This window comes from Aequorivita sublithincola DSM 14238 (assembly GCF_000265385.1).
Classification (GTDB): domain Bacteria; phylum Bacteroidota; class Bacteroidia; order Flavobacteriales; family Flavobacteriaceae; genus Aequorivita; species Aequorivita sublithincola.
In genome coordinates this window covers 926,105-941,280 of record NC_018013.1, presented here as the reverse complement: position 1 = coordinate 941,280, position 15,176 = coordinate 926,105, and the positions used below count along the sequence as shown (strand labels likewise).

Here is a 15,176-nt window from a genome sequence, read left to right as displayed (position 1 = left end):
TATAACAATCTACTTTCTTCAGAATGATTAACCAAAATTGTTATGGAGCTGTAACATTTTATTTTTTTGCGTGTCTATTAAGAAACCTTCTAAATGAATTTTTTCTCAAGACTCTTATTCCTAATACCATTTTTAGCCGTTGGATTTTCTATGAACGGGCAAACTTCTGATATCATTCCCAGAAAAAAAATAACCATTCCGCGTATAACAGATGCTCCAAAAATAGATGGAATTTTAAACGATGCTATATGGCAAAACTCACCAATCGCCACAGATTTTGTGGAACGCATGCCCAACAACGGAAAACCAATTCCCGATAGTTTAAAGACGGATGTGAAAATTGTATATGACGATTTAGGAATCTATTTCGGCGCAACAATGAAAGATCCAGAACCCGATAAAATCTTAAAGGAGCTTACAGAAAGAGACGGAATTGGAAATGATGATTTTTTCTTCGTACTTCTTAATGGGTATAATGACAGGCAGCAAAGTTTACAGTTTATAGTTACCGCTGCCGGCGTTCAATATGATGCAAAAATGACGAATGGTAATGAGGATTCTTCATGGAACGGAATCTGGTACAGCGCCGTTCAAATAAATGACGATGGCTGGGTAGCGGAAATTTTCATTCCTTATTCTGAAGTAAGATTTCCAAAGAAAAATGCGCAGTTGTGGGGCTTAAATATGGAAAGGGAATTTCGGCGTTCAAGAACCAGATATACTTGGAGCCCAATAGACAATACCAAAGGTGAATACTCTATTTATGATGGCGAAATCTATGGAATTGAAAATGTGCAATCACCAACAAGGCTTTCTTTTCAGCCTTATATTTCGGCCTATGTAAATGATTATGACGGCGCGACCAAGACCATTTTTAATGGTGGAATGGACTTAAAGTACGGAATCAACGATGCTTTTACGCTAGATATGATTTTGATTCCAGATTTTGGACAGTCTAAGTTTGATAATGAAGTTCTGAACCTTTCAGCTTTTGAAACGCAATATGAAGAAAATCGCGGCTTTTTCACTGAAGGAACGGAACTTTTCACAAAAGGAAATCTTTTTTATTCAAGAAGGGTGGGCGGCTTTCCTTCAGCATACCCAAATCTTTCTGAAAATGAAGAAATTGAAAATTATCCTTCTTCCGTAGATCTTATAAATGCTTTTAAAATTTCAGGTAGAACAGACGGAAATTTGGGAATTGGCATTTTTAATGCAATTACAGAAAGAACCTACGCCAATATTAGGAATACAGAAACAAATGAAACCAGAAAAGAGCTAGTAGAGCCATTGGCAAACTATAATATTTTCGTTTTGGACCAACGTTTCGGCGATAATTCTTCCGTGTCATTTGTAAACACAAACGTTATCCGCGAAGGCAATTTTCGGGATGCAAATGCCACCGGACTTTATTTGGATTTAACGAATAAGAAAAACACCTTAAACTATATTGCTAATGTAGAAGGAAGTTGGGTAAAAGAAGATGTAACCAAATTTGGAATGGAAGGCGGCGCTGGTATGGCCAAAATAAATGGAAAACACAGAGTTTCAGGTGAAATAAACTTCAGAACAAAAGAGTATGATATTAATGATCTAGGATATTCAAGCGAAACAAATTTTATAAATTATTCTGGATACTACGGATATCGATACCTTCAGCCTAAAGGATTTTTGAATAATTTGAATCTAAACTTCAACTTAATTTATATCCGAAGGTTGGAGACCGATCTTTACAGTAACTTTATTTTCAACTTCAATTCCAGCTTTACTACAAAGAAATTCTTCAACTTCGGTGGTGGTTTTGAAATGACACCTTTCGGGACCAATAATATTTACGAACCTCGCGTGGAAGGTAGCTATGTAAAAGTGCCGGATTATTATAATCCTTGGGCGTGGTTTTCTACAGATTACAGAAAAAAATTGGCGATAGATGTCAATGTTGATTGGTATAAGTACAATGAAGCAGGTCGTGGGGAGCTAAGTTTTGAATTTAAACCGCAATACCGTGTTTCAGATAAATGGAAACTGTATCTTAATTCCAATGTGATACTTTCTGACAAAGAAGAAGGTTTTGTTGATTTGCTTAATGAAGAAATTATTTTCGGAAAGCGCGACAGGAATACGTTTATAAATTCGTTGGAATCCCAGTATATTTTTAATAATAAGATGGCGCTCAATCTAGCTTTCCGTCATTATTATTCTGAAGTGGAATACAGTCAGTTTTTAATCTTGCAAAACGATGGCGAATTAATAGAAAATACTGTTTACAATGAAAGTCAAAATGCCACTTACAACAGTTGGAACATAGACTTGCGGTATTCTTGGTGGTTTGCGCCAGGAAGCCAACTCACCCTCTTATATAGGAATGCAATGGATAGCTATATTGGTGATTCACGCGTAAATATTTTAAACAATTTCAGGAATTTATTCGATGAACCGCAGCTTAACAGTCTTTCCTTGCGCATAAGTTACTATTTGGACTACAACAGAGTTAAAAATTGGTTTGGCCCAAAAGACAAATTAAAAGATATTGACGAAAGTTTACGGAATGAAAAAATGAATAGATCAGCTTTTTCAACAGAAAGCAATCTAAGAAGGTAAAATGCTATTTCCGTCTTTCAGGTTTCAAAATAAAAGCAGAAGAAAAGCTTTTTTGAATTTCAATCAATGCACGTTCAGCTTCTATACGAGTAGAAAAATTACCTGCCCAAACCTTAAAATTAGGTGTTTCATACCCAATGGAAGCTGGCCAATGGCTGAAACTGCCACGATACTTGCTTAAAATTTGGTTTGCTTTGTCCAATTCTCCGTAATACAATTGAATGGTGTATCCGTCTGAAAGCTTATTATCCTTTTCCAGCCCTTTCTTCAAATTAAGCAGTTGCGTTATTTTTGAATCTTGATTTACCGTTAGCGTTGCAGTTTGCGCAAAACTTGTTGCGGAAACAAATAGTATTAAAATGCTGGCAATAAAAAGTTTGGGGAAGGTTCTTAAATTCATATAAACGTATCTTTAGTGCAAATGTAAAACTTAATAACTTCGCTAAGCGCAAAATTATTATTTAGAACAGATATAAATTAATAGTTAACACTTTGTTTGCATTTTCAAAATCGACTTTATAGTGTATTTTTGCTCCTTTATTTGCAGAATAGAATGCGTTTTGGCTTACAATTATTCATAACTATTTCTGTTCCAAACAATCGACTATAATTTAACAATTAGTATGAAAAAGGTGAATTTTATACATCTACGCTCAAAATTGCCGCTTCTTCTGTTAGTGTTTTTACTAACTTTTTCAACTACCATATATTCTCAGGATGAACCTGCAGAGGCTACGGCCGCTGCTGCTAGTTCGGGTGGTGATGCTGCGGCCGGCGAAGCTTTATTTAAGGCTAATTGTGCGGCCTGTCATAAATTGGACAAAAAAGCAGTTGGTCCCGCTCTTAGAGGTGTGGCTGATAAATTTGATCGCGAATGGTTGCACAAGTGGATAAAAAATAGTCAAGGTCTTATTGCTTCAGGCGATGCGCAAGCAGTAAAGATTTTTGAGGAGAACAATAAAATGGTAATGACCTCTTTCCCGGCATTATCAGATACTGATATAGATAACATTCTGGCTTATACCAGCCAACCTAAGGCTGCGCCAGCTGTAGCCGCAACTGATGGAGCTGCTCCAGCTGCTACAGGAAATGGGGATGGTGCTTCAAACAACTTAATTATTGGTGCTTTAGCGCTTATCTTTTTGTTGTTGGTAATCATGCTTTATTTGGTTACAAATACATTAAAAAGAATAGCTGAAGCCAACGGCGTTGTTTACGAAAGTGAAGTAAAAGAAAAACGCACTCCTATTTGGAAGGCTTTTGTGCAGAATCAATTCTTGGTTTTGGTAGTATCTCTATTTTTATTGCTTTCGGCATCTTATTTTGTTTGGGGATTTTTAATGCAAGTTGGGATTGATCAAGGATATGCTCCGGTTCAACCAATTCATTATTCACATAGAATTCACGCTGGCGATAACCAAATAGATTGTAATTATTGCCACAGTTCGGCGAGAAAAAGTAAACACTCAGGAATTCCTTCTTTGAATGTTTGTATGAACTGCCACAAAAATATTGGAGAGGTTGCTCCAGAAACAGCTACAGAAGAATACTCAAAAGAATTTTACGATGGCGAAATTGCCAAACTCTACAAAGCTGTAGGTTGGGACGCCGAAAATCAAGCATACACCGGAAAAACAGAACCGGTTAAATGGGTTCGAATTCATAACCTTCCAGATTTTGTTTATTTCAACCATTCTCAACACGTAACTGTTGCTGGTGTGGCTTGTCAAACTTGTCACGGTGAAATCCAAGAAATGGAAATTGTTGAGCAGTTTGCGCCACTTACAATGGGATGGTGTATTAGTTGCCATAAAGAAACCAACGTGAATCTGGAAAACAATGAATATTACGCCAAAATACACGAAGAGCTTTCTAAAAAGTATGGTGTTGAAAAACTTACAATCGCCGAAATGGGCGGGATTGAATGTGGCAAATGTCACTATTAATTAATTAAAAAGATTATTACATATACTAATATGGCATCAAACAAGAAATACTGGAAAAGTGTTGAGGAGCTGAACGAAGACAGCGCAATTGTTAAGGCGCTACAAGACAATGAATTTGTAACCGAAATACCAACGGACGAATTTCTTAGCAATAAAGGTGCGTTGGAATCTTCTTCAACCACACGTCGTGATTTCTTAAAATATGTAGGTTTTTCTACAGCTGCTGCAACTTTGGCTGCTTGTGAAGGACCTGTGGTTAAATCAATTCCGTACGTTGTTTTGCCGGATGAAATTGTTCCTGGAGTAGCAAACTACTACGCTTCAACAATGGCCGATGGTTTCGATTTCGCTAATGTTTTGGTTAAAACACGTGAAGGTCGTCCTATTAAGATTGAAAGAAATGATTTAGCAGTGAACGGAGGTAGCGTAAACGGACGAGTACATGCTTCGGTTCTTTCATTATATGATAAAAACAGATTAACCGGCCCAATGGTGGACGGTGCTGAAGTTAGCTGGACAGAATTTGATACTGCTGTTGCGCAGAAGATGAATGAAATGCTTGGAAAGGATGTTGTTCTTCTTACGCAAACATTTGCAAGTCCATCTGCTTCAAAATTAATTTCAGAATTTACCGCTAAGTATCCAAACATACGTCACGTTGTTTATGACACCGTTTCTTGTTCAGGTGCTTTGGACGCTTTTCAAAATAAATACGGAGCTCGCGCTTTACCAGATTATGATTTTTCAAAAGCTGATGTAATTGTTTCTGTTGGTGCAGATTTCTTAGGAGATTGGCAAGGAGGAAGCTACAGCAAAGGCTACGCGAAAGGTAGAGTTCCTAAAAACGGAAAAATTTCCAGACACGTTCAGTTTGAAGCTAACTTAACCCTAACAGGTGGTAAAGCAGATAAACGTGTTCTTGCAACACCTTCTCAACAAATGCAGGTTGTGAAAGCATTGACAGGAGGAAGTGCTTCAGGTTTGCCAGAAAATATCGTTGATGCAGTAAATAAAGCAAAAGCACAACTTCAAAAAGCTGGAAGCAGAGCATTATTAGTAACTAGTTTACCAGACGTTGAATCACAAACTTTGGCTTTAAGTTTTAATGCTAATAGTGAAGCGCTAGACGTTAATAAGCCATTGCTTACCAGAAAAGGAAGCAATAGCGAAGTGATGAACGTTATTAATGGCGTTGTTTCTGGAAGCATTAAAGGTTTGATTACAATTGGTGTAAACCCAGTTTATTCATTTCCAAATAATAAAGAATTCGCAGAAGCATATCAAAAACTTGAAATGAGTCTCGCCTTCTCAATGAAGCATGATGAAACTGCTTCTTTGGCAAAAATGGTTGCTGCAACACCACATTACCTAGAATCTTGGGGTGATGTACAGATTAAAAAAGGCACATATAGCCTTGTTCAGCCAACCATTCGTCCGCTTTTTAACACACGTCAATTTCAGGACTGTTTGTTGCAATGGACTGGTAATTCAAAAAAATATTACGATTATATAAAGGAGAATTGGACTTCTTCTATTTTAGAAGGAGGTTCTTGGAACAAAGCTTTGGAATCTGGGGTTTTAGCGAGTACTGCTGAAATGACAATGGAAGAAGTAAATCCTGCTGCTGAAGGCGTTGGCGAAATGGAACAAAGTACTTCTAATGGTGCTTTTGCTGCTCTTTCTCAAGAAGGAGGTTATGAACTTACTTTATATACGTCAACTGGTTTGGGAGATGGACAACAAGCCAATAACCCTTGGTTGCAAGAATTTCCAGACCCTATAACTAGAGCATCTTGGGATAACTATCTTACTATTTCTGCAGCTGATGCAGAAGCTTTGGATCTTGAAAATTATCACGTTTCCAACGGTGCATTGAACGGAAGTTATGTAAATATAACATTGGGCAATGTTAAATTGGAAAAAGTTCCTGTAATCATCCAACCAGGACAGGCTAAAGGTTCTGTTGGTTTGGCTTTAGGTTATGGTAAAACTGCTGCTATTCAAGAAGAAATGCAGACAGGCTTAAATGCATATCCATTATATCAAAACTTTTCAGAAGTTCAAAAAGTGAATATCGAAAAAACAAGCGGAACGCACGAATTTGCTTGTGTTCAGTTACAGAGCACTATGGCAGGTCGTAGTAATGATATTATTAAGGACACTACTTTAGAAATATTCAACACAAAAAATATAAGCGAGTGGAATGCTGTTCCAGTTGTGGATTATGATCACGCTCCAATCGAGATTCGTGATAAAAAGGCAGATATTTGGAGTCCTTTTGATGATACAGTTGGGCCTCATTTCAATCTTTCCATAGATCTAAATGCTTGCACTGGTTGTGGCGCTTGTGTTATTGCTTGTCACGCAGAAAACAATGTGCCTGTAGTTGGAAAAGATGAAGTTAGAAAATTCCGCGATATGCACTGGTTGCGTATTGATAGATATTATTCTGCTGGTGAAACTTTCCAAGAGGAAATTGAGACGTTAGAAAATCTTCCGGCTTTTGATGCTTATGATGTGGTAGAGCAACCAGCTTACGAAAATCCGCAAGTTGCTTTCCAACCAGTTATGTGTCAGCACTGTAATCACGCACCTTGCGAAACTGTTTGTCCTGTAGCAGCAACATCACACGGACGCCAAGGACAAAACCAAATGGCCTACAACCGTTGTGTGGGAACGCGTTATTGCGCAAACAACTGTCCTTATAAAGTACGTCGTTTCAACTGGTTTTTATATAACGAAAATGATGAATTCGATTACAACATGAACAATGACCTTGGAAGAATGGTGCTTAACCCAGATGTGGTGGTTCGTTCTCGTGGGGTTATGGAGAAATGTTCAATGTGTATCCAAATGACTCAAAAAACAATACTCGATGCCAAGCGTGATGGAAGAGCAATTAAAGATGGTGAATTCCATACAGCTTGTTCAAGTGCCTGCGAAACTGGAGCAATGGTATTTGGAGATGTAAATGATGAAGAATCCGAAATATTAAAGTTGAAGAACGATGACCGTATGTATTATCTTTTGGAAAATGTAGGTACAAAACCGAATGTTTTCTATCACATGATTGTGAAGAATACTTCGGAAGCATAAAAAATTTAATCAAGAACCAATTATTTAAGAATTAAATATGTCGTCACATTACGAAGCACCTATAAGAGAGCCTTTGGTTCTGGGAGAAAAGTCCTATCATGACATCAGTGTAGATGTTGGGGCACCCGTTCTGGGAAAGGCCAATAAATCTTGGTGGATTGTTTTTACCATTGCCCTTGTAGCATTTTTATGGGGATTGGGTTGCATCATCTATACCATCTCAACAGGAATTGGGGTTTGGGGATTGAACAAGACCGTTGGATGGGCTTGGGATATTACTAACTTCGTTTGGTGGGTAGGTATTGGTCACGCCGGAACATTGATTTCAGCGGTATTGTTGCTTTTCCGTCAAAAATGGAGAATGGCCGTTAACCGCTCTGCCGAGGCAATGACAATCTTCGCAGTTGTACAAGCAGGTTTATTTCCGATTATTCACATGGGTCGTCCATGGTTGGCATATTGGGTACTTCCTATTCCGAATCAATTTGGTTCGCTTTGGGTAAACTTCAACTCGCCATTGCTTTGGGATGTATTTGCAATTTCAACGTATCTTTCTATATCATTAGTATTTTGGTGGACAGGATTGCTTCCTGATTTTGCGATGATTCGCGATAGAACGGATAGCCCTTTTCAAAAGAAAATATACGGAATCCTAAGTTTCGGATGGAGTGGTCGCGTAAAAGACTGGCAACGTTTTGAAGAAGTTTCACTTGTTTTGGCAGGTTTAGCAACTCCTTTGGTGCTTTCGGTACACACTATTGTATCCTTTGACTTTGCTACTTCAGTAGTTCCAGGATGGCACAGTACCATTTATCCGCCTTATTTTGTGGCAGGTGCAATTTTCTCTGGGTTTGCAATGGTGCAAACACTTCTTATTATTATGCGAAAAGTTTCGCACTTAGAAAGCTACATTACAGTTTTACATATTGAATATATGAATAAGGTTATTCTACTAACTGGTGGAATTGTAACCGTTGCTTATGCTATAGAGTTCTTTATAGGTTGGTATTCTGGTGTGCCTTATGAAAATTACACCTATTTATCCTTCGGTGCTGCGACAGGGCCCTATTGGTGGGCATTCTGGGCATTGATAACTTGTAACTTTATTGTGCCTCTTACACTTTGGGTAAAAGCTTTAAGAAGAAATATTATGTATACATTCTTCGTAGCATTAATCATTAATATAGGAATGTGGTTTGAACGTTTTGATATTATTGTGGTTAACATTACAAAAGATAGATTAACTTCTTCTTGGGCTATGTTTCAACCTACCTTTGTAGATATAGGAACGTTTATGGGAACCATTGGTTTCTTCTTTGTTCTTTTCCTTCTTTATGCTCGTACTTTCCCTGTGATTGCACAAGCAGAGGTAAAAACAATCTTGAAGTCTTCTGGTGAATCTTTCAAAAGATTACGAGCCGAGCACGGTGACGATGCAAGTCACGTACAAACTGTAGAAGAATATCCTGCAGATGCTGGACCAGCCTCTAACGTGGAAGGAAAACATTTTGATACTGTTTTTGATGATGCAGAAGATGAAGATGTTGAAAACAATGTAGTTGATTACGAATTTCATAAAGGAAAAATTGATAACTTACTTAGCAGAGTGGGTACTTTTGATCCGGCAGTTCAAAAGCAAGATAATCTTAAGAAAATTAGAGGAGTTGGTCCTATTATGGAACAAAAACTCCATCAGTTAGGTATTTTCACCTTTGAGCAGGTAAGTAGAATGACCGACCGCGAATACGATTTATTGGATGAGATAATTAGTGATTTCCCAGGAAGAGCCAAACGCGACGATTGGGCTGGACAAGCACTACTATTAAAAAACAAAAACTAATTATGGCTGCAACAAAGATACACGCAATTTATACAGACGATGACCTGTTGATGCAGGCCGTTAAACAAACACGTGCGGCAAACTATCATATTTCGGAGGTATTTACACCTTTCCCCGTGCATGGTTTGGATCACGCTGTAGGGTTGGCGCCAACTCGAATTGCCATAACCTCATTTCTTTATGGTTTGGTTGGTTTGGCTGTTGCTATGGCGATGATGAATTATATGATGATTGATGATTGGCCACAAAACATAGGGGGTAAACCAAGTTTTACGTTCTACCAAAACATGCCGACCTTTATACCTATTATGTTTGAGCTTACTGTATTTTTTGCTGGGCATTTAATGGTAATCACTTTTTATATGAGAAGTAAGCTATGGCCATTCAAAAAGGCAGAAAATCCTGATCCACGTACCACAGATGACCGTTTTTTAATGGAAGTTGATGCGGACAACCACGATGTAGAGAAGCTTTCAAAATTCTTGTATGATACAGGCGCATCAGAGATTAGTTTAATTGAAAATGAGCACGACCACTAATATGAAGACATTTAAAAACATAGCGATCGCAATTTTTGCCGCTATAGTTATGGTTTCTTGTTTTAATGACAAAAAACCTAACTATCAGTATTTCCCAAATATGTATGAACCTGTAGGTTATGAAACCTATGGAGAGTATGGAATTTTCCCGGATCAGCAAGAAGCAATGCTGCCAGTGAAAAATACAGTGCCAAGAGGCTTTGTTCCCTATGACTATGATGATAGTACAGAAGGACTGGAATTGGCTAAAGCTGAGTTAAAAAACCCTTACGAGGTAACTGAAGAAAACCTAGCTGTAGGTAATCAGTTATATACTGTTTATTGCGCCGTTTGTCACGGAGATAAAGGTGATGGTAAAGGAATTTTGGCAACACGCGAAAAGTTTCTAGGAATTCCGAGCTATGCAGATGCAGGACGTAATATTGTGCCAGGAGGTATTTATCACGTAGAGATCTATGGTTTGAATGCAATGGGCTCTTATGCTTCACAAACTAATGAAAAGGAGCGCTGGCAAATAGCAATGCACGTTATGGATTTAAAAGCAGCACTTAACGGAGAACCAGGAGTTCTGGAAACTTCAAAAGCTGGGGCAATGTCCGATAGTACTAAAGTGGAAACGAATCCAGCAGTTGCAAACACAGCTTCTGAATTGGAACCTAAATAAAGATTTAAAAGAGAATAGCTAAAGATATGTATACGCTACCAACTAAATTAAAACTGTTTTCTATTATTCTAATGGTCTTAGGACTTGTAGGAATAATCTTTGGGTTTTTGACCACACCCAAAACAATCGACGATGTTAGAAAAATCATGGCCGAACAAGAAAGTCATCACGGTGAGGGCCACGCAGTGGACGGTCAAGATGGAGCTGACACAGCGAATTTTGTTGATGAAGCTCGTGGTGAAGAAGGATATTCTGGAGCTGCTATGGAACACGCAACCGATTTAAAAGCAGAGGGTCACGGCGCAGCTTCACACGAAGAACACGTTTTGCATCAATTACAAACTAGACCTTGGTCAGCAACCTTCGTTGCTGCATTCTTCTTTATGATGATCGCTTTAGGTGTGCTCGTTTTTTATGCTATTCAGTTTGCTTCTCAAGCAGGATGGTCTCCAGTTCTTTATAGAATTATGGAAGGAATTACGGCTTACTTGCTGCCTGGATCTGTAATTGTATTTTTAATTGTTGTTTTTGCGGGAACTCATTTTTATCCTTGGCAAGATCACGAATTGGTTGCAGGAGATAAAATATTACAAGACAAATCTGGATATTTGAATTTCCCTTTCTTCCTTATTAGAGGTGTAATTTACATTTTAGGTTGGAATCTTTACCGTTATTTTTCAAGAAGAAATTCATTAGCGCAAGCAGGAGCTAATAATTACGACCATTACAGAAAGAACTTTAAGGCTTCAGTATTTTTCCTTATATTCTTCTTAGTAACAGAAGCAACAATGTCTTGGGACTGGTTTATGTCTATGACGCCACACTGGTACAGCACACTATTCGCTTGGTATATATTCGCAACTATGTTTGTATCTGGAATTACGGTTATTGCCTTAGTAACGATACATTTAAAAGGACTTGGACTCATACCATTTGTGAGCGATAAGCATCTTCACGATCTTGGGAAATATATTTTTGCATTCAGTATTTTTTGGACCTATTTATGGTTCGGACAATTCATGTTAATATGGTACGCTAACATCCCAGAAGAAGTGACTTATTTTATTATTAGAATTCAAGAATATCAAGGCTTGTTTTTCGGAATGCTTATCCTTAATTTTGTATTTCCTATTTTAGTATTGATGAATAGTGATTACAAGAGAATCCCATGGTTTGTTGTGATTGCTGCGGTATTTGTTTTGGTAGGACACTATATTGATGTTTTCCTTTTAGTTATGCCGTCAACCGTAGGCCATAATTGGAGTTTTGGAATTCCAGAAATAGCAGCCTTATTATTTTTTATGGGACTTTTTATATTTGTTGTTGGAATGGGACTTGGAAAAGTATCACTAAAACCGGAAAATGACCCATTCATTAAAGAAAGTGAAAACTACCATTTTTAATCATTTAGTTTAAAGAAGAAATTGTAAAGATGACCGCATTTTTAGTTGTATTAGTAATCATTCTTTTTGGAATCTCTGTTTGGCAAATGAACAGGATCTTCCAATTGGCAAAAATAAAGCCAACCCTCAATTCCGAAATAGCTTCGGATAAGGACAATAACACACAAGGTTATTTGATGATGGGCTTTTTGGCTTTCATCTATATTCTTGCTATTCTTAGCTTTTGGTTATGGGGAGATACTCTTTTGCCTGAATCTGGATCTGAGCATGGAGCCCAAATAGATAATCTAATGTTGATTTCTATGATTCTCATTTTCTTTGTGGGCATTATTACACAAGGTGTATTGCACTATTTTGCTTTCATCTATCGAGGCAATGTGGTAAAACGAGCAACATTCTATGCTGATAATGATAAATTAGAATTTATATGGACTATTGTTCCTGTAATTACTTTGGCTGGACTCATAATTTATGGCTTGTTTACTTGGACAGATATTATGAATGTTGATAAAGATGACGATCCGTTAATTGTTGAGCTTTATGCGCAACAGTTTAACTGGAAAGTTCGCTACGGCGGAAACGATAATACATTAGGAGAGGCTAACGTTCGTTTAATTAAAGGTATCAATCAACTAGGTGTAGATGCTGGAGATCCAAACGGACAGGATGATAAAATTGTAACTGAAATGCATTTGCCAGTAGGCAGAAAAGTATTGATTAAAATGCGTTCTCAGGATGTGCTTCACTCAGCATATATGCCACACTTTAGAGCCCAGATGAACTGTGTTCCAGGAATGATTACTCAATTTGCCTTTACACCAACGATCACTACTGAAGAGATGCGGCAAAATGACCACATAATTGAAAAAGTGACAAATATCAATAACATAAGATCCGAAAAAAGCAAAGCTCTTGTAGCGGGTGGAGAAGAAGCTTTGGAACCTTATCAATTTGATTATCTACTTCTTTGTAACAAAATTTGTGGAATTAGTCACTACAACATGCAAATGAATATAATAGTAGAATCTGAAGAAGATTATAAAGCCTGGTTAGCAGAGCAGCCTACTTTGGCAGAACAACTTAGCAAAGAAAATTAAATAATATTAGTTTAAAAAGATATGTCAGCAAACGCACAGGTCCAAGCAGTAGAAGGTCATCACGATGACGATCACGGGCATCATCATAAAGAAACATTTGTAACTAAATATATATTTAGTATAGATCATAAAATGATCTCTAAGCAATATATGATTACCGGTATATTTATGGGTGTAATCGGTATATTGATGTCTTTATTGTTCAGATTGCAACTTGCCTGGCCAGACCACAAGTTTACAATTTTTGAAGTATTATTAGGAAAATGGGGAGCGGACGGCGTTATGGATCCAAGTGTTTACTTAGCCTTAGTTACCATTCACGGAACCATAATGGTGTTCTTTGTTTTGACCGCGGGATTGAGCGGAACGTTCAGTAACCTACTTATTCCACTGCAAATTGGAGCAAGAGATATGGCATCTGGATTCCTTAATATGGTTTCCTTTTGGTTGTTCTTTATATCTAGTGTTATAATGCTTGGATCATTATTTGTGGAAGCTGGACCAGCTTCTGCGGGTTGGACTATTTATCCGCCATTAAGTGCTTTGCCTCAGGCCATTCCTGGCTCAGGTACTGGTATGACTCTATGGTTAATTTCAATGGCAATATTTATTGCAGCATCATTGCTGGGTTCACTTAACTTTATTGTTACGGTTCTGAATCTTAGAACTAAGGGAATGTCTATGACTAGGCTTCCACTTACAGTTTGGTCTTTCTTTTTAACCGCTATTATTGGTGTAGTCTCTTTCCCTGTTCTTTTTTCAGCAGTTTTAATGTTGGTAATGGATAGAAGTTTTGGAACATCCTTCTTCTTATCAGATATCTATATTGCTGGTGAAGTCCTGCATCATCAAGGAGGTTCACCTGTATTGTTTGAACACCTATTTTGGTTTCTTGGACACCCAGAAGTTTATATCGTGATTCTTCCCGCAATGGGAATTGTTTCCGAAATTATGGCAACCAACTCACGAAAACCTATTTTCGGATATCGAGCGATGGTAGCTTCTCTTTTAACTATTGCTTTCTTATCTACTATTGTTTGGGGTCACCATATGTTTATATCAGGGATGAACCCATTTTTAGGATCTGTATTTACATTTACAACACTTTTGATTGCAATTCCTTCCGCAGTAAAATCCTTTAACTGGATAACTACTTTATGGCGTGGAAAACTGCAAATGAACGTGGCACTACTATGGTGTATAGCTTTCGTTTCCACTTTCATAACTGGAGGATTAACGGGAATAATTATGGGTGATAGTGCTTTGGATATTAACATACACGATACCTACTTCATTGTTGCTCACTTTCACTTGGTGATGGGTATTTCTGCCGCTTATGGATTTTTAGCTGGAGTTTACCATTGGTTCCCAATAATGTTTGAAGGTAGAATGATGAACAAAAAACTTGGGTATATTCACTTTTGGGTAACATCCATTGGTGCCTATGGAATATTTTTCCCAATGCACTTTGTTGGATTGGCGGGACTTCCACGTAGGTATTACACTAACACAAACTTTCCATACTTTGATGATTTAGCAGATATAAACGTGGTGATGACAATTTTCGCTATCTTAACCATATCGGTTCAAGTTGTCTTCTTGTACAACTTTATTCACTCTATGTTCTATGGAAAAATGGGCCCAAAAAACCCTTGGAATGCCACAACTTTAGAATGGACTGCAGAGAGAAAACACATTCACGGTAACTGGGATGGACCAATTCCACACGTTTATCGTTGGCCTTATGATTATAGTAAGCTTAACAAAGATGAAACAGATTTTGTGATTGCTGGTCAAGACTTTATTCCTCAGAACGTTCCGCTTCAGGATAATGAGGATGAATTAGATCACTAATACGAAATTCTGACTTAAACTATTTAGAGCCCTTTCAAAACTGAAAGGGCTTTTTAATATCCTCTTTTTTCTCGGTTTTTTATTAAATTTAAGTTTTTATTCAATAATAGTAGTTCATTGCTTATTATGAAGAATT

10 protein-coding genes are annotated in these 15,176 nt (G+C 37.6%); 9 read left to right on the top strand and 1 reads right to left on the bottom strand.

What is annotated here, in order from left to right:
* Positions 1-93 precede the first annotated feature (93 nt).
* On the top strand, positions 94-2,601 hold the full coding sequence (locus AEQSU_RS04440; protein ID WP_014781663.1) for a DUF5916 domain-containing protein: 2,508 nt from the start codon (positions 94-96) through the stop codon (positions 2,599-2,601).
* Positions 2,602-2,605: 4 nt separating this feature from the next.
* On the opposite strand, the gene AEQSU_RS04435 is transcribed toward AEQSU_RS04440, so the two are convergent.
* Complete coding sequence (locus AEQSU_RS04435; RefSeq protein ID WP_014781662.1) at positions 2,606-3,001, bottom strand: SPOR domain-containing protein; 396 nt, start codon at positions 2,999-3,001, stop codon at positions 2,606-2,608.
* A 223-nt stretch (positions 3,002-3,224) separates the two neighbouring features.
* Between AEQSU_RS04435 and AEQSU_RS04430 the strand changes: the two genes are divergently transcribed.
* From AEQSU_RS04430 to AEQSU_RS04395, 8 genes are read left to right on the top strand one after another with little or no spacing between them, the layout of a single operon-like run.
* Complete coding sequence (locus tag AEQSU_RS04430) at positions 3,225-4,547, top strand: c-type cytochrome (protein ID WP_014781661.1); 1,323 nt, start codon at positions 3,225-3,227, stop codon at positions 4,545-4,547.
* 30 nt (positions 4,548-4,577) lie between these two features.
* Complete coding sequence (locus tag AEQSU_RS04425; protein ID WP_014781660.1) at positions 4,578-7,643, top strand: TAT-variant-translocated molybdopterin oxidoreductase; 3,066 nt, start codon at positions 4,578-4,580, stop codon at positions 7,641-7,643.
* A 37-nt stretch (positions 7,644-7,680) separates the two neighbouring features.
* Positions 7,681-9,483: an NrfD/PsrC family molybdoenzyme membrane anchor subunit gene (gene nrfD / locus AEQSU_RS04420; protein WP_014781659.1), complete on the top strand. Its 1,803-nt coding sequence runs from the start codon at positions 7,681-7,683 to the stop codon at positions 9,481-9,483.
* Positions 9,484-9,485: 2 nt separating this feature from the next.
* Entirely contained in the window at positions 9,486-10,022 is a 537-nt protein-coding gene (locus tag AEQSU_RS04415; RefSeq protein WP_014781658.1) for a DUF3341 domain-containing protein, read from the top strand.
* Positions 10,006-10,686, top strand: coding sequence for a c-type cytochrome (locus AEQSU_RS04410; protein ID WP_014781657.1), 681 nt, complete (start codon positions 10,006-10,008; stop codon positions 10,684-10,686). The genes AEQSU_RS04415 and AEQSU_RS04410 overlap by 17 nt, the downstream gene beginning before the upstream one ends.
* Positions 10,687-10,712: 26 nt before the next feature.
* Complete coding sequence (locus tag AEQSU_RS04405; RefSeq protein ID WP_014781656.1) at positions 10,713-12,089, top strand: hypothetical protein; 1,377 nt, start codon at positions 10,713-10,715, stop codon at positions 12,087-12,089.
* A 29-nt stretch (positions 12,090-12,118) separates the two neighbouring features.
* Positions 12,119-13,186, top strand: a complete 1,068-nt coding sequence (locus AEQSU_RS04400; protein ID WP_014781655.1) for a cytochrome c oxidase subunit II — start codon at positions 12,119-12,121, stop codon at positions 13,184-13,186.
* Positions 13,187-13,207: 21 nt separating this feature from the next.
* Complete coding sequence (locus tag AEQSU_RS04395) at positions 13,208-15,040, top strand: cytochrome c oxidase subunit I (RefSeq protein ID WP_014781654.1); 1,833 nt, start codon at positions 13,208-13,210, stop codon at positions 15,038-15,040.
* The last annotated feature ends 136 nt before the right edge of the window (positions 15,041-15,176 follow it).

Bases quoted from the DNA above. Each gene is read 5' to 3' on its own strand.
- AEQSU_RS04405 (WP_014781656.1), top strand. From the start codon at position 10,713: ATGTATACGCTACCAACTAAATTAAAACTGTTTTCTATTATTCTAATG.
- AEQSU_RS04440 (WP_014781663.1), top strand. From the start codon at position 94: ATGAATTTTTTCTCAAGACTCTTATTCCTAATACCATTTTTAGCCGTT.
- AEQSU_RS04395 (WP_014781654.1), top strand. From the start codon at position 13,208: ATGTCAGCAAACGCACAGGTCCAAGCAGTAGAAGGTCATCACGATGAC.
- nrfD (WP_014781659.1), top strand. From the start codon at position 7,681: ATGTCGTCACATTACGAAGCACCTATAAGAGAGCCTTTGGTTCTGGGA.
- AEQSU_RS04400 (WP_014781655.1), top strand. From the start codon at position 12,119: ATGACCGCATTTTTAGTTGTATTAGTAATCATTCTTTTTGGAATCTCT.
- AEQSU_RS04415 (WP_014781658.1), top strand. From the start codon at position 9,486: ATGGCTGCAACAAAGATACACGCAATTTATACAGACGATGACCTGTTG.
- AEQSU_RS04430 (WP_014781661.1), top strand. From the start codon at position 3,225: ATGAAAAAGGTGAATTTTATACATCTACGCTCAAAATTGCCGCTTCTT.
- AEQSU_RS04425 (WP_014781660.1), top strand. From the start codon at position 4,578: ATGGCATCAAACAAGAAATACTGGAAAAGTGTTGAGGAGCTGAACGAA.
- AEQSU_RS04435 (WP_014781662.1), bottom strand. From the start codon at position 3,001: ATGAATTTAAGAACCTTCCCCAAACTTTTTATTGCCAGCATTTTAATA.
- AEQSU_RS04410 (WP_014781657.1), top strand. From the start codon at position 10,006: ATGAGCACGACCACTAATATGAAGACATTTAAAAACATAGCGATCGCA.